The organism is Phenylobacterium sp. (assembly GCF_041913825.1).
In the GTDB taxonomy this organism is placed as follows: Bacteria; Pseudomonadota; Alphaproteobacteria; order Caulobacterales; family Caulobacteraceae; genus Phenylobacterium.
In genome coordinates this window covers 134,626-152,837 of record NZ_JAYSEO010000011.1, presented here as the reverse complement: position 1 = coordinate 152,837, position 18,212 = coordinate 134,626, and the positions used below count along the sequence as shown (strand labels likewise).

The 18,212-nt window shown below is 71.9% G+C and carries 23 protein-coding genes, 1 tRNA gene and 1 riboswitch; of the genes, 8 read left to right on the top strand and 16 right to left on the bottom strand.

Annotated elements, in window-relative coordinates; all coding sequences use genetic code 11:
* Positions 1-90 precede the first annotated feature (90 nt).
* Positions 91-480 carry a GreA/GreB family elongation factor gene (locus ACE3Q8_RS11520; protein ID WP_374470411.1) on the bottom strand — a complete coding sequence of 130 codons (390 nt, stop codon included), beginning with the start codon at positions 478-480 and terminating at the stop codon, positions 91-93.
* Between the two features lie 433 nt (positions 481-913).
* Here ACE3Q8_RS11520 and ACE3Q8_RS11515 point away from each other — a divergent pair, with 433 nt between their 5' ends.
* From ACE3Q8_RS11515 to ACE3Q8_RS11500, 4 genes are all read left to right on the top strand, one after another.
* Positions 914-1,129, top strand: coding sequence for a hypothetical protein (locus tag ACE3Q8_RS11515; protein WP_374470410.1), 216 nt, complete (start codon positions 914-916; stop codon positions 1,127-1,129).
* Positions 1,130-1,188: 59 nt separating this feature from the next.
* Positions 1,189-1,770: a DUF4893 domain-containing protein gene (locus ACE3Q8_RS11510; protein WP_374470409.1), complete on the top strand. Its 582-nt coding sequence runs from the start codon at positions 1,189-1,191 to the stop codon at positions 1,768-1,770.
* 66 nt (positions 1,771-1,836) lie between these two features.
* Positions 1,837-2,439, top strand: a complete 603-nt coding sequence (locus ACE3Q8_RS11505) for a DedA family protein (RefSeq protein ID WP_374470408.1) — start codon at positions 1,837-1,839, stop codon at positions 2,437-2,439.
* Positions 2,440-2,441: 2 nt separating this feature from the next.
* The gene (locus ACE3Q8_RS11500) at positions 2,442-3,155 is read left to right on the top strand and encodes a LamG domain-containing protein (RefSeq protein ID WP_374470407.1); all 714 of its coding nucleotides are present in this window, start codon (positions 2,442-2,444) and stop codon (positions 3,153-3,155) included.
* Here ACE3Q8_RS11500 and ACE3Q8_RS11495 read toward each other — a convergent pair.
* The 4 genes from ACE3Q8_RS11495 to ACE3Q8_RS11480 are packed head-to-tail and all read right to left on the bottom strand — an operon-like array spanning position 3,152 to position 6,428.
* Positions 3,152-3,856, bottom strand: coding sequence for an aspartate/glutamate racemase family protein (locus tag ACE3Q8_RS11495; RefSeq protein ID WP_374470406.1), 705 nt, complete (start codon positions 3,854-3,856; stop codon positions 3,152-3,154). The two genes, ACE3Q8_RS11500 and ACE3Q8_RS11495, sit on opposite strands and share 4 nt — an antisense overlap.
* Positions 3,853-4,872: a D-cysteine desulfhydrase gene (locus ACE3Q8_RS11490; RefSeq protein ID WP_374470405.1), complete on the bottom strand. Its 1,020-nt coding sequence runs from the start codon at positions 4,870-4,872 to the stop codon at positions 3,853-3,855. Before ACE3Q8_RS11490 ends, ACE3Q8_RS11495 begins: the two co-directional genes overlap by 4 nt.
* Positions 4,873-4,896: 24 nt before the next feature.
* Positions 4,897-5,349, bottom strand: a complete 453-nt coding sequence (locus ACE3Q8_RS11485; RefSeq protein WP_374470404.1) for a hypothetical protein — start codon at positions 5,347-5,349, stop codon at positions 4,897-4,899.
* 56 nt (positions 5,350-5,405) lie between these two features.
* Positions 5,406-6,428, bottom strand: coding sequence for a DUF2804 domain-containing protein (locus ACE3Q8_RS11480; protein WP_374470403.1), 1,023 nt, complete (start codon positions 6,426-6,428; stop codon positions 5,406-5,408).
* A 101-nt stretch (positions 6,429-6,529) separates the two neighbouring features.
* Positions 6,530-6,637: riboswitch (TPP riboswitch) on the top strand.
* 42 nt (positions 6,638-6,679) lie between these two features.
* Here ACE3Q8_RS11480 and thiC point away from each other — a divergent pair.
* Positions 6,680-8,521 carry a phosphomethylpyrimidine synthase ThiC gene (gene thiC / locus ACE3Q8_RS11475; protein WP_374470402.1) on the top strand — a complete coding sequence of 614 codons (1,842 nt, stop codon included), beginning with the start codon at positions 6,680-6,682 and terminating at the stop codon, positions 8,519-8,521.
* A gap of 6 nt (positions 8,522-8,527) precedes the next feature.
* Here thiC and ACE3Q8_RS11470 read toward each other — a convergent pair whose 3' ends face one another.
* From ACE3Q8_RS11470 to ACE3Q8_RS11430, 9 genes are all read right to left on the bottom strand, one after another.
* Positions 8,528-8,926 (bottom strand): hypothetical protein, encoded by a 399-nt coding sequence (locus ACE3Q8_RS11470; protein ID WP_374470401.1) that lies wholly within the window; start codon positions 8,924-8,926, stop codon positions 8,528-8,530.
* Positions 8,927-9,030: 104 nt separating this feature from the next.
* Positions 9,031-9,240 carry a hypothetical protein gene (locus ACE3Q8_RS11465; protein ID WP_374470400.1) on the bottom strand — a complete coding sequence of 70 codons (210 nt, stop codon included), beginning with the start codon at positions 9,238-9,240 and terminating at the stop codon, positions 9,031-9,033.
* 96 nt (positions 9,241-9,336) lie between these two features.
* On the bottom strand, positions 9,337-10,080 hold the full coding sequence (locus ACE3Q8_RS11460; RefSeq protein ID WP_374470399.1) for a hypothetical protein: 744 nt from the start codon (positions 10,078-10,080) through the stop codon (positions 9,337-9,339).
* A gap of 84 nt (positions 10,081-10,164) precedes the next feature.
* Positions 10,165-10,578 (bottom strand): four-helix bundle copper-binding protein, encoded by a 414-nt coding sequence (locus tag ACE3Q8_RS11455; RefSeq protein WP_374470398.1) that lies wholly within the window; start codon positions 10,576-10,578, stop codon positions 10,165-10,167.
* A 312-nt stretch (positions 10,579-10,890) separates the two neighbouring features.
* Entirely contained in the window at positions 10,891-11,745 is an 855-nt protein-coding gene (locus tag ACE3Q8_RS11450; RefSeq protein WP_374470397.1) for a neutral zinc metallopeptidase, read from the bottom strand.
* Positions 11,746-11,810: 65 nt separating this feature from the next.
* Positions 11,811-12,179, bottom strand: a complete 369-nt coding sequence (locus ACE3Q8_RS11445) for a hypothetical protein (protein ID WP_374470396.1) — start codon at positions 12,177-12,179, stop codon at positions 11,811-11,813.
* 47 nt (positions 12,180-12,226) lie between these two features.
* Positions 12,227-12,796, bottom strand: a complete 570-nt coding sequence (locus ACE3Q8_RS11440) for a tetratricopeptide repeat protein (RefSeq protein WP_374470395.1) — start codon at positions 12,794-12,796, stop codon at positions 12,227-12,229.
* Between the two features lie 89 nt (positions 12,797-12,885).
* On the bottom strand, positions 12,886-13,773 hold the full coding sequence (locus ACE3Q8_RS11435) for a DMT family transporter (protein WP_374470394.1): 888 nt from the start codon (positions 13,771-13,773) through the stop codon (positions 12,886-12,888).
* 32 nt (positions 13,774-13,805) lie between these two features.
* Entirely contained in the window at positions 13,806-15,035 is a 1,230-nt protein-coding gene (locus ACE3Q8_RS11430; RefSeq protein WP_374470393.1) for a cytochrome P450, read from the bottom strand.
* Between the two features lie 122 nt (positions 15,036-15,157).
* Between ACE3Q8_RS11430 and ACE3Q8_RS11425 the strand changes: the two genes are divergently transcribed.
* Complete coding sequence (locus ACE3Q8_RS11425; RefSeq protein ID WP_374470392.1) at positions 15,158-15,511, top strand: DUF1428 domain-containing protein; 354 nt, start codon at positions 15,158-15,160, stop codon at positions 15,509-15,511.
* Here ACE3Q8_RS11425 and ACE3Q8_RS11420 read toward each other — a convergent pair.
* Together ACE3Q8_RS11420 and ACE3Q8_RS11415 are read right to left on the bottom strand one after the other, a co-directional pair.
* On the bottom strand, positions 15,508-16,248 hold the full coding sequence (locus ACE3Q8_RS11420) for a glycosyltransferase family 2 protein (RefSeq protein WP_374470391.1): 741 nt from the start codon (positions 16,246-16,248) through the stop codon (positions 15,508-15,510). The genes ACE3Q8_RS11425 and ACE3Q8_RS11420 overlap by 4 nt on opposite strands.
* Before the next feature lie 88 nt (positions 16,249-16,336).
* Positions 16,337-16,576, bottom strand: a complete 240-nt coding sequence (locus ACE3Q8_RS11415) for a hypothetical protein (protein WP_374470390.1) — start codon at positions 16,574-16,576, stop codon at positions 16,337-16,339.
* A 242-nt stretch (positions 16,577-16,818) separates the two neighbouring features.
* Between ACE3Q8_RS11415 and ACE3Q8_RS11410 the strand changes: the two genes are divergently transcribed.
* Both ACE3Q8_RS11410 and ACE3Q8_RS11405 read left to right on the top strand, forming a co-directional pair.
* Positions 16,819-18,051 carry a site-specific integrase gene (locus ACE3Q8_RS11410; RefSeq protein ID WP_257835917.1) on the top strand — a complete coding sequence of 411 codons (1,233 nt, stop codon included), beginning with the start codon at positions 16,819-16,821 and terminating at the stop codon, positions 18,049-18,051.
* Between the two features lie 46 nt (positions 18,052-18,097).
* Positions 18,098-18,182: transfer RNA gene (locus ACE3Q8_RS11405), tRNA-Leu, on the top strand.
* The last annotated feature ends 30 nt before the right edge of the window (positions 18,183-18,212 follow it).

Below are 18,212 nucleotides of genomic sequence, written 5' to 3'. Positions count from 1 at the left end.
CGCGCCCCGGTGGGACGTCGCTCGCGCGGGAGATCGGCAGGACTTCGGCCATGTCCCCTGGCTAGCACACGGCCGCCAAAGGGGAAGGGCTCACCCCGCCACCGCCTCGACCACAACCACGCGGGGGCGGCCGTCCTCGCCCGTCCAGCTAAAGCAGGCGCCGGGACAGAGGCCCACGAGCGCTGCGCCCACCGGCGACAGCACCGAGAGCCGGCCGGCGTCGATGTCGGCGCGATCCGGCGCGACCAGCTCGACGCGCCGCGCCTCGCCGGAGGCCAGGTCGCGATAGGAGACCGTCGAGCCGAGCCGCACGAACTGCGCCGGCCCCTCCCCCGGCTGAAGGACGACGGCGCGCTCCAGCTCGCGCTCCAGCAGGCGGGCGCCGGCGGTGCGGCCGCCGCGGGCCAGGTTGGCGAGCCGGTCGTAGTCCTCCTCGGCCACATAGACGGGAGCGGGTCTGAGGTCGTGGTGCGCCAGCATCGCTGGGCCTCCTTGCGCAGGGGCCAGACGGGCGCGCAGCCGTGAAGGCCTGCGCAGCATTCCGCCGGCAGTTTTACAGTCGAAGAGAAGCCGGCGTCCGATGCGAGCGGGCCGCCGGAGCTTCCGGTCAAGTTGTTGGTATGAAAAGTGGGAGATCCCCGGACCCGGCTCTTGTGTCTTTACACAGGCCCGGGGTCAGCCGCCTGCGACGAGACGCCCGGCGTGGCAGGTTCGACGCAGAATGTTGGCCGAATTCGACATGCTGGACTGAGCATGGTCCGGCGGCCGGCGGAAGTCAAACGCCGTGGCGCGACGGGCAAAGGGCGGCCCTTCGGGAGGGGGCGGACCTGCGGGCGCTCCGTGGCTGTAGTTTTACGTAAGCGCCAGGCGCGCCGGCCTGGGCGATATGGAGCGTCCACCCCGGAGGCTGGACATGACGCTGTCGCTCACCCCCTGCTCCGCGCAAGCCTCCCGCCGCCGGCTGTCCGTGGCGCCGGAGGTCCTGGCCGCCTGCGCGCTGGAGGGCCGCAATCCGCGCCGGTCGGCGAAGCGGCGGAACCTGCGCCTCGTGTCCGTGATCTTCGCCGTGGGCTTCTGCCTCGCCTTCTGGATCGTCGCGATCGGGGCCGTGCTCCGCCTGCTCGGCTGAGCGGTCATCGGCGGTTCAGCCGCCGGGCGCAGGATGGGCCCCGCTGAACGGAGGTTCCCATGCGCCGCCCCATCGCCCTCGCGCTCGTCCTGACCGCCGCCGCCCTGCCGGCGTTCGCCGCGTCCGCGGACTGGCGACGCGACGCCCGGCCGGCGGACGCCCGGCGCCTGGCCCGCCTGGACGAGGCCTGGTCGCAGGCGCTGCGCGAGGCCCGCGCCGGCTCGCCGCGCCAGCTTCGGGCGCTCGGGCCGCTGGCCGACCCCGCCGCCGCCCTGCCCTCGCGGCCGCAGCCCACGCCCGGGCCGTACCGGTGCCGGACGGTGAAGCTGGGCGGGATTTCCGGGGCGACCGCCTACGGCTGGTTCCGCTGCCGGGTGGAGCTCACCCCCGGCGGCGACCTGATCCTCGCCAAGACCACCGGCTCGCAGCGGCCGACGGGCCATCTCTACCCGGACGGCGAGCGGCGGCTCGTCTATCTGGGCGCGGTGGCCTGGGGGAACGAGGGCCCGGCCCGCTACGGCCGCGACCCCGAGCGCGATCAGGTGGGCGTGGTCGAACGGATCGGGCCACAGACCTGGCGCCTCGTGCTGCCGTTCCCGAAACAGGAATCCACCCTGGACATTATCGAGCTGCGCCGCTGACCGTGGGGGTTGGCGGCGGTCGGGACGGCCCTATCTCGGCTGTCTAGCAGAGGTGAGGCTCGGGCAGTGTTCGACTGGGTGGTGGCGATCGTGGTGGGCGCGGGCCTGGTGGGGGTGGCGTTGCTGATGTTCGGCGAGAACATCGTGCCGCCCATTCCCTCGGAGGTGGTGATGCCGCTGGCCGGGTTCGCCGCGGCGCAGGGGCACCTGAGCTTTCCCGGCGTGGTCGCCGCGGGCACGCTCGGCGCGGTGGCCGGCGCCTACGCCTGGTACGTGGTGGGCCGGCGGATCAGTCAAGCGAGGCTGCGGGCCTTCGTGCAACGGCATGGCCGCTGGCTGACCGTCGACGTGGAGGATCTGGAACGCTCCGAGCGGTTCTTCCAGCGGCGCGGCGGCTGGGCGGTGTTCGCCGGCCGGCTGGCGCCCGGGGTGCGGACCTTCATCTCCGTGCCGGCGGGCCTGCTGGACATGCCCAAGGCGCCGTTCCTGGCCTGGACCACGGCGGGGACGGCGCTCTGGTGCCTGCTGCTGGCCTCGGCGGGCTACCTGCTGGCGGACCAATACCACCGGGTGGAGCGGTTCCTGGATCCGGTGAGCTGGGCGGTGCTGGCCGCCGTGGTCGGCCTCTACCTCTGGCGCGTGGCGCGCGCCCGGCCGCGCGGCGCCTAGCGATGCGCGCCGGAACCTTCCCCAGCCGCCGCGAGCTGGTCGCCGGCGCGGGCGCCGCCCTGGCGGTCAGCCCCGCGGCGGCGCGGGCCCCGAGCGCCGACAGCGTCGTCTGGCGGTTCGACAACCTGCGGCGGATCGGCGGCCGGCCGGCCGAGGCCCTCGGCGCGCCGGCCGTCGTCCGCGCCCCGGGCGGCCGGGCGCTGGCCTTCGACGGCGTGGACGACGGGCTGGTCATCCCCGAGCACCCGCTGGCCGGCGCGGCGGCCTTCACCATCGAGGCCCTGGTGCGCCCCGACGGCGGCCGGTTCGAGCAGCGATGGCTGCACCTGGCCGAGGATCCGGCGCTGGCCGCCTCGGCCGGCGTGGGCGGCGGCACGCGGATGCTGTTCGAGGTGCGGGTGGCGGAGGCCGGCTGGTACCTCGACGCCTTCATCAAGGGGCCGGGCTACAACCAGGCCCTGATGGCGCCGGAGAAGCTGCACCCGCTGGGCCAATGGCGCCACGTGGCCCAGGTCTGCGACGGCCGCCGCTACGCGAGCTTCGTGGACGGGGTGTTGCAGGCGGAAGCGGCGGTGGCCTTCACACCGCAGGGGCCGGGCCGCACCTCGGCCGGGGTGCGGATGAACCGGATCGACTGGTTCCGCGGCGCGATCGCGGAGGCGCGGTTCACGCGTCGCGCACTCTCGCCGGCGGAGTTCCGGATGCGGCGGCGCTAGGCGCTCAGCGCCTGGGGCAAGGGCTCGTAGCCCAGGCAGACCGCCACGCAGCGCCGGGCCAGGAGGTCGCCGGGATCGACCATGTCGACCCGCAGATCCTCCTGCGAGAGCACCAGCGGCACCTCGGTGCAGCCGGCCACAACCACCTCGGCTCCCTGCTTCACCAGGTGTTCGGCGAAGCCCTTCATCTCCCTGCGGACCTCCTTGCCGAGGTCGCCGCCCTTGATGCGGTAGAGCACCTGCATGAAGGCCTCCTGCCGCTCGGGTTCGAGGACGACGATGCCCATGGCCTGGGCCGCCAGGTACTCGCGGTAGAGCCGGATGCCGCCCTTGGTGCCGAGCACGCCGGCCCGCATGGCGCCGCTCTCGCGGGCGGCCCGCGCGCCGGTGGCGATCATGTCGATCAGCGGCAGGCCGGAGGCCCGCTGGATCAGGTCGGCATGGGCGTGCGCGGTGTTGCAGGCGATGGCCAGCACGTCGGCGCCCGCCCCGGCCAGGGCGCCCGCCATCTCGGCCAGCACCGGGCCCGCGCCGGAGCCGGGCGTGTTGCGGTCCGGCACCTTGGGATTGATGTCCACCAGCACCCGGATGTGGTCCTGGTCGCGCTCGGCCGGGGTGTAGGCCTGCAGCTTGGCCAGGAAGTCCAGCGTCGCCGCCGGGCCCATCCCTCCCAGCACGCCGAGCGTCAGGGACTCCCTCATCCCAGCTTGCCTTCCATCTCGGTCTGGTAGCCGAACAGGCCCTGGGCGCCGCCGGTGTGCAGGAAGACGATGGTCTCGCCGTCGAACTCGCCCTTCCGGGCCAGGTCGATCAGGCCCTTCATGGCCTTGCCGGTGTAGACGGGGTCCAGGAGGATGCCGTCGGTGCGGGCGGCGAGCGTCAGCGCGTCGATCACGCCCTGGTCGATCAGGCCGTAGCCTGCGCCCACGTAGTCGGTGTTGGCCACGACCATCTCGCGGGTCACCCGGTCGGGGTGGCCCAGGAGGTCGGCGGTCTCCTGCGCCAGGCGGAAGACGTTGGCCTCCTGCACGTCCTTGGGCGCGCGCACCCCGATGCCGAGCACCGGGATGTCCGCGCCCATGACCGCCAGGCCGGCCACGAGGCCGGCGTGGGTTCCGGCCGAGCCGGTGGCGGTGACGATGCGGTCGATCTCCAGCCCCATCTCGTTGGCCTGCATGACCATCTCGAGGGCGCACTCCACGTAGCCGAGCGCACCGATGATGTTGGAGCCGCCCCCCGGGATGACGTAGGGCCGGCCGCCGCGCTCGGCGACCTCGGCGGCCACTTCCGCCAGCGCCTGGTTCATGTCCGTGCCGCCGGGGACGGTGCGGAGCTTCGCGCCCAGCAGCTCGTCCAGCAGGACGTTGCCGGAGCGGTTGTAGTCCTGCGCCTCGGAACCGGTGCGGTGCTCGAGGATGACCTCGCAGGCCAGCCCGAACCTGGCCGCGGCGGCGGCGGTCTGGCGCACGTGGTTCGACTGCACCGCGCCCTGGGTCACCAGGGTGTCGGCGTCGTTGGCGAGGGCGTCGCCCAGCAGGTACTCGAGCTTGCGGGTCTTGTTGCCGCCGCCGGCCAGGCCCGTGCAGTCGTCGCGCTTGATCCACACCATCGGCCCGCCGCCGGGCGAGCCGGACAGCGCCTCGGTCAGCCGCGGCAGCGGCTCCAGCGGGGTGGGAAGATGGGCGAAGCGGACGGGATTGAAGCGGGCGAGATGCATGGCCCCCGCCCTAGACCTCAATCGCTACGGCCGCAACCGCGGCGGCAGGGCCTCCACTTCCGGCGGCGTCAGGCGGACGATGGATTCCACGATGCAGCGGGATTCGAAGCCGCTGCGGCCGATGCCGATGTCGAGGTCGATCGGCCGGCAGGCGATCGGGCTGCCGGGCGGCTGGCGCATGATCAGGGGGTCGCTGGAGATCGCGCCGGCCAGGCAGGCGCCGGACATGCCGATGCGGTAGACGCCCCGGCCGCGGACGTCGACGTAGAGCGTGCGCTCGTCGCCCACGGTGTGGTTGCGGATGTCGGAGGTGCGGAAGCAGTCGCCGGGCGCGAGCGCGGCGCCGGGGGGCGGCGGGGCCGGCATCACGGCCGCGCCGGGGGGCGGCCCCGGTGGGGGCGGCGGCGGGCCGTAAGCCGTCGGGGCGCAGGCTCCCAGGGCGGCGGCGGCCGTGGCAAGGACCAGGGCGAGCTTCATCGGCATTCCTCCTGTGGGCACAACTTGCGGCCCGACCGCGCGTTCCTCCGCCGCGGCTACCAGGCGTTCTCTACCTTCTCCGCGAAGCCCAGCAGGTCGCGGAACTCCAGCCGGCGTCCGTCGTCGAGCACGGCGGCCCCCGAGAACCGGCCGAACACCTGGTGGGTGTCGGTGCGCAGGATCCTGAGGTCGGTCGCGTCGGCCCGGTCGAGGATCGGGTCGAACGTCATCTCCAGCCGGCCGTCGTTGCTGGAGAAGCGCCAGGGCGCGCCGTCGAACGTCCCGGCCGGCAAATGGAAGGTCACCTGATCGAGCTTGTGAGCCGCGCCGTCCACGAAGACCATGTTCTCGGACGCCGCCGAGGTGTCGCCGAAGCCGTAGCCGATGTTGAAGCCGAACGGGCGGCCGTCGAGGAGGCCCGAGGCCGAGCCCCAGTACCAGGTGTTGCGGTAGGTCCAGACGCCGCGGCCCCAGTCGAGCACGCCGAACGCGCGGTCGGGCTGGAAGCCGTAGGTCTCGCCGCCGACGACGACCTCGCCGGCAGCCGCCAGACAGTTGATCTTCTGGTTGTAGTAGAAGGCCTTGGGCGCGTCCGGCCACGGGGTGGCGATCACCATCCGGTCCATGGGCGGCTGGGCCAGGTCGAGGGCGCCGCGCAGCCCCCGACCCTTGTCGAAAGCGGGACAATCGACGGTCAGGCGGCGTCCGCCGGGCATGTGGCGGAAGGCGAGCTTCAGCCGCGGATGGTCGAAGACGACATCGCCCTCGTCGGCGCTCTGCGGCATGCCCATGCGGCCGAGCGGGAAGGGCGTTATCACGCTCTCGGTGGCGAAGCTGCGGACCCGGAAGTCCAGCCAGACCACGGACGCAAAGCCCATGTAGCCGTTGTCGGCCACCACCGCGGCCAGCCCGTAATCCCCGGCCAGGACGCAGTAGTAATCCCACTCCTTGATGCGCAGCGGCGAGGCGGCGATGGCGGCGCGGCGGTAGCGGCGAGCTTCGCGGCGGGCCCAGCCGGCTTCGGCGAGCCGGCCACGCCTGTCCAGCAGGTCCCCCACGCCGAGTTCGATCTGCGCCATGCCGCTCCTCCCAGGGGCGCATCGGCAGGATATCAAGCGGCGCCGTCAAGGCCGCAGGCGCGATTGAGCCTTCCCCGGCGGGGCCTTCCGGCGTAGCGTCGACGCCGTCCTCGGGGGGCCGCGCTGGAGCGGCTGAGAGGTGGGTAAGCCCACGACCCGTCGAACCTGATCCGGGTCATGCCGGCGAAGGGAAGGCGCTGATCCGTCCGACCTGACGCCCGTGATCCGTCCAAGAACGGAGACGCCGCGCCATGAACAAGCCCGCCGGAACGCTGGACGCCGCCATTCCCACCGGAGAGCGCCCAGGGTCGCGCAAGGTGTACGCCTCGGGCGAACTGTTCCCCGGGCTGAGGGTGCCGTTCCGCGAGGTGGCGGTCCATCCGAGCGCCAACGAGCCGCCGGTGACCATCTACGACCCATCCGGCCCCTACACCGACCCGACGGCGGAGATCGACATCCGCAAGGGCCTGCCGCGCAGCCGCGAGCCCTTCGTGCTGGCGCGCGGCGACGTGGAGGTGGTGGCCGAGCCGCGCCAGGTGAAGCCGGAGGACAACGGCGGCGCGAGCGGCCAGCACCTCGCCCCCGCCTTCCCCGACGCCGGCCGCAAGGTCTACCGAGCGAAGACCGGCGCCATGGTCACCCAGCTCGAGTACGCCCGGGCGGGGATCATCACAGCGGAGATGGAATACGTCGCCATCCGCGAGAACCTCCGGCGCGAACAGTCCAGCCCCTGCGTGCGCGACGGCGAGGACTTCGGCGCCTCGATCCCCGACTTCGTGACGCCCGAGTTCGTGCGCCAGGAAGTCGCCCGCGGCCGCGCCATCATCCCGGCCAACATCAATCACGGCGAGCTGGAGCCGATGGCCATCGGCCGCAACTTCCTGGTCAAGATCAACGCCAACATCGGCAACAGCGCCGTGCTGTCGACAGTGGACGACGAGGTGGACAAGCTGGTCTGGGCGACCCGCTGGGGCGCGGACACGGTCATGGACCTGTCCACCGGCCGCAACATCCACAACATCCGCGACTGGATCATCCGCAACAGCCCGGTGCCGATCGGCACGGTGCCGATCTACCAGGCGCTGGAGAAGGTGGGCGGCATCGCCGAGGACCTGAACTGGGAGGTGTTCCGCGACACGCTCATCGAACAGGCCGAGCAGGGCGTGGACTACTTCACCATTCACGCGGGCGTGCGCCTGCCTTTCGTGCCGCTGACCGCCAAACGGGTGACCGGCATCGTCTCCCGCGGCGGCTCGATCATGGCCAAATGGTGCCTGGCCCACCATCGCGAGAGCTTCCTCTACGAGCATTTCGAGGAGATCTGCGAGATCATGCGGGCCTACGACGTGTCGTTCAGCCTGGGCGACGGCCTGCGGCCCGGCTCGACGGCGGACGCCAACGACGAGGCCCAGTTCGCCGAGCTGCGGACGCTGGGCGAGCTCACCAAGGTGGCGTGGAAGCACGGCTGCCAGGTGATGATCGAGGGGCCGGGCCACGTGGCCATGCACAAGATCAAGGCCAACATGGAGGAGCAGCTCAAGCACTGCCACGAGGCGCCCTTCTACACGCTCGGCCCGCTGACCACCGACATCGCGCCGGGCTACGACCACATCACCAGCGCCATCGGAGCGGCGATGATCGGTTGGTACGGCACGGCCATGCTCTGCTACGTGACGCCCAAGGAGCACCTGGGCCTGCCGGACCGCGACGACGTGAAGACCGGCGTCATCACCTACAAGCTGGCGGCGCACGCCGCCGACCTCGCCAAGGGCCATCCGGGCGCCGCCATGTGGGACGACGCCGTCAGCCGGGCCCGCTTCGAGTTCCGCTGGGAGGACCAGTTCAACCTGGGCCTCGATCCCGAGACGGCGCGCGCCTTCCACGACGAGAGCCTGCCGAAGGAGGCGTTCAAGACCGCCCACTTCTGTTCCATGTGCGGCCCGAAGTTCTGCTCGATGAAGATCAGCCAGGACATCCGCGACGCCGCGCGGGCCCAGAACGATGTGGACGCCGGCATGGCCGAGATGTCGAAGAAGTTCCGCGAGGCCGGCGGCGAGATCCTCGTGCCGGTGGCGGCGGAGCCGGCGGAGTAGCGGCGGCTAGCCGGCGGCCTCCGTCGCGCGCACCCAGCGGAGCGCCGCCGCCGCGCTGTCGGCCGGTGTGGTGTTGAAGGCGATGGGCGCGCCCGGTGCGTGGCGGTGGACGGCGTTCACCACCTTCTCGAACAGCAGCAGGCTGGCGGCCGGCAGGCGGATCCCGGCGCCGATGACGACGCAGTCGTAGGTGCGGCCGGCGAGCTGGGCGGCGATCACCGCCTCGGCCGTCTCGCCGGTGTCGGTCAGGCAGAGGTCGGCGACGAAGCCCGCCTCGCCCAGCAGCTTCTGGGCCAGGGCGAGGCCGGCGCGGACCTTGCCGGCGTCCATGCCTGGCGGTAGCGCCGGGTCGGTGAAGTCCACGGTGTCGGGATCCTGCCCGACGATCAGCACCGCGCGCGGCATGGCGGCCTCCTCTTCGGAAGCTTTAGCTTAAGCCGAACGCCGTGACGCGAAAATGAAAAAGGCCCGCCGGAGCGGGCCCTCGTCGCGCGTGGGCGGGCGGGACCTCAGTCCTTCGCGTCGACCTTGACCTTCTGCGGCGCGGGCCAGACCCGCACGCAGACGGCGAGCGTCACCGAGCCGAGGACCGCGGCGGCCGCGCCGATCCATTGCGTCGGGCTCATGCCGAGGGCGGCATAGTGGCCGGCCATGCCGCCGGAGGCGAACACGAGGATGGCCGAACCCCACTCAGCCGCTTCCTTCGACGAGATGTTCATGGCGACGCCCCCAACTCCGGTGCGGGAAATGATGCAGGCCCGAGAGATAGCCGGCGGACGCTGCGGCGCACCATGCGGCACGGGGGCGCACGACCCTTAGCCAGGCAAGAACTTCGCCCGGTAGGCGGCGGGGATGCCCTCCCCTTCGTAGAGCGCGGCGATCAGGTATTGCGCCTGCCAGATGGCGAGCTCGCAGGCAAAGGCCAGCCGCAGCCGGGGCTCGGCGCCGTCCGGCTGGCCGGGGGCGGGATAGAGCAGGTGGGTGCCGACGCAGCTCGGGTGCGCCACCTCGCAGAGCGCGCCGTAGCTGGTCTCCACGAACTTGGGGTCGGCCAGGTCGAGCCCGCCGATCTCCTGCGCCTGCTCGGCGATCTCGGCGGCGGCCTCCGGCGGCTCGGCGGCCGCGGCGGCGCCGGCGTTGTCCAGCGCCTCGAGGTGGCGGAGCGCGTCGTTGACGTGGACGCCGGAGACCTCCTCGCCCATCCGCCCCTCGTAGAACTTGCGGAACCGGTCCTGCAGGTTCTCGAGCTTGCCGTGGGCGATCAGCCGCTGCATCTCGGCGACGTAGAAGCAGCCCATGGCGGTCGTCTCGATCAGGGCCCGGGCCAGCAGCACCGCGGGGGTGAGCCGGCCCATGTAAAGCATCGCCTTGGTGGACGAGGCCAGGTCGTCGGCCCGCTTCGCATAGGCGTAGAGCAGCTCCATCATGCGGAACAGCTCCGTGCCCTCGACATCGAAGTCGAAGGCCGGCGCCTTGCCGGCCCATTCCGAGAGCTCGACCTCCACCTGTCGGATGCGCTCCAGGACAAGCGGCGAGCGATCGTTCAGGTCGAGCGGCATCGGGCCTCCGGGCTGGCTGAGACGCCAAGCCCGCGAGGCGCGCGTTCGTTCCTTCGGCTCAGCCGCCGTCGGGCCGGTCGCACGTCACTGCATCTGGCCGCGGAAGGTCTCGCGGGCCTCCTGGCAGGCGGCCTCGCAGCGGCGGCAGGCCTCGCCGCAGATCCGGCAGTGCTCCATTCGGTCGGCGTGGCGCTCGCACTCCTCGGCGCACAGGCGGCAGGCCTCCTCGCAGGTGGCCAGCATGCTGGCGATCAGCGCCTCGTTGGAGCCCGAGCGGCGCGTGGCGATGGCGCCGGTGGCGGCGCAGACGTCCGCGCAGTCCAGGCAGGTGCGGATGCACTGAACCATGTGCTGGACCATCTCCTCGCCCAGGCAGGCGTCGGCGCAGGAGGTGCATGTCTGGGCGCAGTCGTAGCATTCCTCGATGCAGCGGATCAGGGCGTCGTTGGTGTTTCCGCGCACGTGCGGGTGCGTGGAGATCATCTCGTGCGCATGCATGGCCGAGGCTCCTGTGTCGGTTGGGGGACACAGGCCTCAACCCGGGCTGGCCGACGGCGTTCCGGACACCTCGCTCACGATTCCAGGAACAGGGCGGCCGCGCCGGACGCCCGGCGGCCGCAAGCTGGACCCTGGTTCATCGAACGGTCATCCGCGGCCTGTCATCACCGCGCCCGGACTGGCTGGAGAGGTCCACGAGGTCATTCGGCGGACGCTGGTCGCGCTGCCGGACGGCTGTCCCCGCGCCCCACTGCGGCCGCGCGAGGACACGGGGCGGTCCCTGGACCCGGGGGCCGCCCCACCTCCCGCGGATCAGAGCCGCGCGGCGCGGAAGGTGTCGCAGGCGGCCGGATCGCCGGACTGCACCCCCACCCGGAACCAGCGCATCCGCTGCTCGGACGAGCCATGGGTGAAGGCGTCGGGCATCACCCGGCCCTGGGACTTGCGCTGCAGGGTGTCGTCGCCCACCGCCGCGGCGGCGCGCAGGCCGTCCTCGATGTCGCGCGGGTCGAGCGCCACCTGGCCGTTGGAGACCTGGGCCGCGTGGGCCGCCCAGACCCCGGCGTAGCAGTCGGCCTGCAGCTCCAGCCGCACGGAGCCGCTCTCCTCTCCCTTGGACCCCAGCCGGCGCGACATCTCCGAGGCGCCGGTCAGGTTCTGCACGTGGTGGCCGATCTCGTGCGCGATGACGTAGGCGCGGGCCGCCTCGCCGCGGGCGCCGAGCTGCGTCTCCAGGTCCTGCCAGAAGGACAGGTCGAGATACACCTTGCGGTCCGGCGGGCAGTAGAACGGCCCCATGGCCGCCTGGCCGGTGCCGCAGCCGGTGCCGGTGGCGCGGTCGTAGATCACCACCGCCGCGGGCGGCTGGTACTGCTGGCCCTGCTGCCGGAAGACCTGGGTCCAGACGTCGTCGACGTTGGTGGCGACCACGTCCACGAAGCGGCCGGCCTCGTCGGCGGGCGTGCCCCGGACGCCTTCCTGCTGCTGGACCTGGGTCCCGCCGCCGCCCACCACGCTCATGGTGGTCTGGGGGTCGATGCCGAAGACGAAGTAGCCGATCAGCGCCAGGATCACCCCGCCCGCGCCGACGCCGCCCACCGCGCCGGCCGGGCCGAGCCCCCGACGATCCTCGATGTTGCCGCCGCCGCGACCGCCGGACCAGCGCATGGTGTTCTCCGCCTCAGATCAAAAGCCGAGGCCCATAACGCCGCTCCGGCGGCGGGGCTCCCGCCTCAGCGGCGCGGCCGGCTCGCCTCGCGCACCGCCGCGTTGGACGCCGCCAGCCGGTCGTCGGGCATGCTGGCCAGCCGTGAGGTGTCGATCACCGGCGGCGGGCGGTTGGGATCGGGCGGCAGGCTGGGCAGCGGCGGCAGGGTCCGCTGAGCCTGGATGTCGCGCAGCGCCTGCTCGGTGCGCACCCGCTGGTCCAGCGCCTGCAGCTCCAGCTCCTGGCTGAGCATCCGCTGGCGCTGGAGGTCCTGCTGCATCTGCAGCTCCTGCATCCGCAGGGCGTCGGGGCTCGGGACGAGCTGGGCCGCGACCGGCAGGGCGGCGGCGAGGACCACGGCGGCCGTGGCGGCGGCGGCAAGGGGCGCGCGCATGGGAAGGCTCCTTCCGCCCCTTCAGATGGGGGCTCGCCCTCAACGCGCTAGCGGCGCGTGACGGTGAACCGGGTGAGCTGTTCGCGCGGCAGGCCCCACTCCGGGCTGAGCTCGATGGCCTTCTGGTAGTCGAAGTAGGCGGACTTCGGATCGTCCAGCCCCTCGTGGGCGAGCGCGCGGTTGTAGTAGGCTTTGGCCGGCTCATCGACGCCGAGCTCGAGCCCGCGGTTCAGGTCCGCCAGGCTGTCGGCGTAGCGGCGCCCGCCGATGGCGGCGGCCCCGCGGTTCACATAGGCCTCGCCGAGGTCGGGCTGGATACGGATCGCCTGGTTGAAGTCGGCGATGGCGGTGTCCCAGCTCATCCGGCGCAGCTTCATCACGCCGCGGTTCACATAGGTGCCGGCCCGGTCGCGCGGGGAGAGCAGCTCGGTCTCCAGCGCCTGGCTGCACAGCTTCTCGAAGCGGAGATCCGCCTCCCCGTCGAGCGCGGCCTTGGAGCAGGCCTCGGCCATGCCGCCGCCGATCACCGTGACCGCCTCGCCCCGCGCCTCGCCGGCGAGGCCCACCGCCACCAGCGCGGCTGCGCCGGCCAGCACCCCGGTAAGACCCTTGTGCATGATGGGCTCCCATCCGTTCGGCCGCCGCGACGGAGGGCTCCGCCGCGTACCGGCGTTCGGCGGCAGAGTCCTCCCACCCGGCCCCGCTGTCAATCGCGGGCGCGGAACCGGCGCATCTCGCGGTGCAGGATGTAGACGCCGCTGGCCGCCACGATCAGCGCCCCGACGATGGTGGTGAGCCGCGGCAGCTCGCCCCACACCAGCAGGCCGATCACCGCCGCCCAGACGAGCTGGGTGTAGTCGAAGGGCGCCACCACGCCGACCGGCGCGACGCGGAGGGCCTCTGTGAGGAAGAGCTGCCCCACCCCGCCGATCAGCCCGGCGAGCACCAGGAAGCCGAGGGTGGCTGGGTCCGGCGTCACCCAGTGGAAGGCCGAGCCGACGAGGCCCAGCACCGTGCCGCCCAGCGTGAAGTAGAAGACGATGGTCGGCCCCCGCTCGGTGGCGGCGATCTGGCGGATCGCCACCATCGCCCCGGCCGCGCCCAGCGCGCTCAGCAGGCCGAAGGTCACCCCGGGCAGGTTGAAGTGTCCGGGCTGGGGCCTGGCCATGATCAGCACGCCCACGAAGCCCACCAGCACCGCCCCCCAGCGGTGGCGGCCCACCGGCTCGGCGAGGATCATGGCCGACAGCGCGGTCATGAACAGGGGCGAGGCGAACTGCAGCGCGGTGGCCTCGGTGAGCGGCAGATGCTGCACCGCCGAGAAGCCGCAGACCATCCCGGTCAGTCCGACCGCGGAGCGGACCAGGTGGCCCACCGGCCGCTTCGTCTTCAGCACCTCGAAGCCGGTGGTCCGCCAGATGTAGAGGCCAAGCGGCACGAAGGCGAAGGCGTTGCGGAAGAAGATGATCTCGAAGACCGGGATCCCGCGCGAGCCGGTCCATTTCACCAGGGCCGACAGGCAGGCCATGCAGGCCATGGCCAGCACGCGGTAGGCGACGCCGAGCGCCGCGTTCTGGGTCGCGGGGGAGGACACGGGGGGCGGTTTGCGGCGCGCCGGGCGGCGGGTCAACAGGTCAGGCGGACGACGAAGCGGCTCCTCGGGATGGCGGGCATCCGGCCGGGATCGATGGCGAGGTCCTGCGGCGGAACCTGGTAGTCCATGGCGACCAGCCGGCGGACGGCGCGGGCCATCAGCTCCACCGCCACGCCCTCGCCCGGGCAGCGGTGGCCGGACGCCACCTCGCCCGCGCCCTGGGGACAGAAGTTGTAGGCGTTGGCCTCCTCGCGCAGGAACCGCTCGGGATCGAACCGCTCCGGCTCGCGCCAGGCCCGGGGGTCGCGGTTGGTGCCGTGGGTGTCGAGCAGCACCCAGGCGCCGCGGCCGAAGCGGCGGCCCTGCCACTCGAACGGCTGCAGGGCCCGGCCGCCGACCATCGGGAAGAAGGGATAGAAGCGCCGCACCTCCTGGCAGAAGGCGGCGTAGCTCGCCCCGTCCGCCCCGCGCAGCCGCTCGCGCCACTCCGGGTGGGCGTGGAGCGCCATGGCGGAGAAGACGATGAACCGGTCCACCGCCACGGTGGGGCGCAGCAGGTTCAGGTACTCGACGGCCGCGGTGCGTTCGCTGAGCAGCTCGCCGGCCTCATCGCGGTGGAAGGCGACGGCCGCCAGCGGGGTGTCGGCGTGGGTCCCGGCGCGGGCGTCGGCGATCTGGCCGCGGGCCCAGCGCTCGGTGCGGCTGCGGCGCAGCAGGCCCGTCCAGTTGCGCGGGCCCACCGCGCCGGCCCCCTCGATCATCGCCTGGAACTCGCCGGCCCGGCGGTCGGCCTCGTCGTCGGCCAGCGGACTGCCGGCCCAGGCGCAGACGGCGCGGGTCAGCACCTGCCCCATCTCCGGATAGAGCACCGCCTCTCCGCGCTCGCGCCAGCGGGCGGCGCGGGCGTCCCACTCGGCGTCGAACCGCTCGCCGAGGCGCGCGACGGCCTCGGGGGAGAGCACCTGCAGGAACAGCCGCTTGCGCCAGCGGTGGGCCGACCCGTCCAGGCGCTGCACGCTGCCCAGGTCCTGCAGCGACAGGAGCGTGGTGGGCGGCAGCGCGCCTTTCCGCGTGAACCGGTCGGGCGCGTAGAAGAAGCGGGCCGCTTCCTCGCCCATGATGCAGAGCACGTCCTGCAGCATCAGGCGGGTGCGGAAGCTGTCGGAGCCGAGCGCCGCCTGCCGCCGGCCCATGAAGCCGTAGCCCTCGCGCAGGAGGGACATGGTGGCGTCGAAGGTTCGCTCGCGCGGAGGACCGGCCATCTCCCTTCCAATCCGCGAGCGGCGCCGTTGGTTCGCCGGGGTTCACTTTTGACGCCCCCGGGTGTCGGATCGCCCCGTCGGCCCGCGTCCTTGGGCGAGGACGCAGACGCAAGGAGGTTCACATGCCCTATGTCGACGGTTTCGTGCTGGCGGTGCCGAAGGACAAGCTGGACGCCTATCGCAAGCTCGCCGAGACGGCCGCGGAGGTGTGGAAGGACCACGGCGCGCTCTCCTACATGGAGTGCGTCGGCGACGACACGCCCTACGGCGAGCTCACCTCATTTCCGCGCGCCGTGCTGGCGCAGGATGACGAGGTGGTGGTGTTCTCCTGGATCACCTACGAGAGCCGCGAGGCGCGCGACGCCATCAACGCCAAGGTCATGCAGGACGAGCGACTGACCTGCGAGCAGGCGGGCGTGCCCTTCGACGGCAAGCGGATGATCTTCGGCGGCTTCCGGAGCTTCGTGGAAGCCTAGGCCACGGGCCGGCCGCCGGGCGTCTTCAGGCGCAGCAGGGAGACGTTCTGGCGGACCACGCCCAGCGGAGTGAGCGTGCTCACCGCGTCGCGGATCATTTTCAGATCCTCGACCGCGCCCTTCAGCGCTCCGACCTTGCGGGCCTTGGGCGTGTGGGAGACCTCGGGCCAGTCCACCACCGCTATGCGCAGCCGCTCGCGGATGATCAGGTCGTTCATATAGGCCTCGGCCCCCCAGGGCCGCAGACCTCGCATCTCGTCCAGCGCCTCGCGGAGCAGCCAGGCCGGCAGCACCCGCTCGCCGGAGACGAAATCGAGGCCGATCAGGCTGTAGAGCCAGAGGGTGTTGGCCCGCAGGCTGAGCGCGGCGTCGGCCTCGCCGGCGAGCACCGGGGCGACCAGGGCGTCGATGTGGCCCGCGTCGATGCCGGTGAGGTCGGCGTCCACCAGCAGCAGGTAGGCGCCGCGGGCCGCCGCCACCCCCTGCGCGAGGGCGTAGGCCTTGCCGCGGTTCTGCGGGTAGGAGATCAGCCGCACGCCCGGACAGGCCACGACCATGGCCGCGGTGGCGTCCTGCGAGCCGTCGTCGACGACGATCACCTCGTCCACCGCCGGGTGAGCGGCGAGCACGTCCAGCACCCCGGCGATCCGCTCGGCCTCGTTGTAGGCGCAGACCACCCCCGAGAGACGGAGGCGGGACGCGCCGCGGTCGATGTCGGACGACGGAGCGATGTCCATGGATGGCCGAGCCCTCGCGGGCCGAAGCCCCCGAGGGACTCAATCCACGGATGCGAACGCCGTTCCGCCGCCTGCGGAATGCTAAGCGTCAGCCCCCGCCGGTCCCGGCGCCGGATGCGGCGTCCGGGCCGTCGTCGACCTGGGCGCCGGCGCCGAACTCGCGTCCCGGCATGACGCTGTCGGCGTCGGGGTCGCCCTCGCGCGAGCCGCGGTCGCGCGGCGCGCCGTTCGGGGCGCCCTGGGCGCCGTGCTCGGCGTCGAACGCGCGATCCTCCGCAGGGCGTCCGTCGATCCGCTGCGACTGGTTGGGGGTGTCCGCCTGGCCCATCGGGTCCTCCTCTGGCTGAGTGAGGAGGACTCGCCGCCCCGCCCGGAGGTTCCGCCGCCTCGCGCGTTGACCGGCGCCCGGCCATCGCTAGATTGCCCGCCCGCCCTGTGCCCCAGTGGCGAAATGGTAGACGCGGCAGACTCAAAAGCCAGGAGCGTCTATCTTTCGCTGCAAAAACAGCAGCTTAATAGGCCTTCGGACTTACACATGTCCTGCACACCTGCTCAGCAGGAGCCGAAGACATGCCCGCCGAACGCCATACCCTTCTCGACGGCCGAGTTCACGTTTACAGGCGCGAAAACAGCCGCTTCTGGCAATGCGCCATCTACCTCAGCGGCCGGAACCATCGAGCGTCGACCCACCAGGACCGGCTCGACGCGGCGCTGACCGTCGCTCGTGAGTGGGCGCTCGACCGCATCGCCGAAGATCGGTTGGGCTCTCGCAGCCTTGGGCTCAACCGGGCGGTCGCGACCGTCCCGCCACTGCCCTCTTCCCCGACGGCCAAGACCTTCAAGCAGGCCGCGGAAGCGTTCATGGCTGAGTACCGCGTCCTGACCGCCGGTGAGCGGAATGCGCGCTACGTCGAGAACAAGGAACGGCACCTCAAGCTCTATCTTCTCCCGTTCTTCGGCAAACGCCCGGTCAGCGAGGTGACAGCGGGTCTGATCCAGCAATATCGCGTCGCGCGGCTCGGCAACGCGGGCGGCAAGCGCCCGGCGCGGAGCACCTTGCATCAGGAGACGGTCACGCTTCGCCAGGTGCTCAAGTCGGCGAACCGCCATGGATGGATCGCCGCCGTTCCAGACATGTCGGCGCCGTACAAGACGTCGGGGAAGATCTCGCACCGCGCGTGGTTCTCGCCTGAGGAGTACGAACGGCTACGCGCAGCGACCGAAGAACGCGCCCGCAGCCCGAAGCGCGACCGTTGGCGGAGTGAGTGCGAGCTCTTCCACGACTTCGTGGAGTTCATGGCGAACACTGGGCTCCGCCCCGACGAGGCCCAGCGCCTCGAATTCCGAGACGTGAAGGTCGTGACAGACGCCGCCACGCGGCAACGCATTCTGGAGATCGACGTCCGCGGCAAACGCGGTGTCGGCTTCTGCAAGAGCACGCCCGACGCGGTCGCCCCCTTCGAGCGGCTGCTGAAGCGGCGCGGCGTGTGCAAGCCGACAGCTCCCGTGTTCGGGAAGATCCAGCGGCAGCTCATGAACGCAGTGCTCGACGAGCTAGGGCTGAAGGAGGATCGCGACGGCAACCCGCGCACCGCCTACAGCCTGCGTCACACGTACATCTGCCTGCGCCTGCTCGAAGGCGCCGACATCTACCAGGTGGCCAAGAACTGCCGGACGAGCGTGGAGATGATCGAGAAATTCTACGCGTCCCACATCAAGACGCGCGTGGATGCAGCAGCGCTTAACGGCCGTTCCAAAACGCGGAAGGTCCCTTCCGCGGGAAAGGCGCTGGCGAACGCCTAGCGCCTTCTTGGCGAACGCCTCCTCGGAAGCTAGATAGGTCTCCGCCGCGGGCGTGGCGAAACTGGTAGACGCACGGCACTCAAAATGCCGCGACCTCGGTCATGTCGGTTCGATTCCGACCGCCCGCACCAAACAATCTCCGACAATGCCGGGCTGCTATC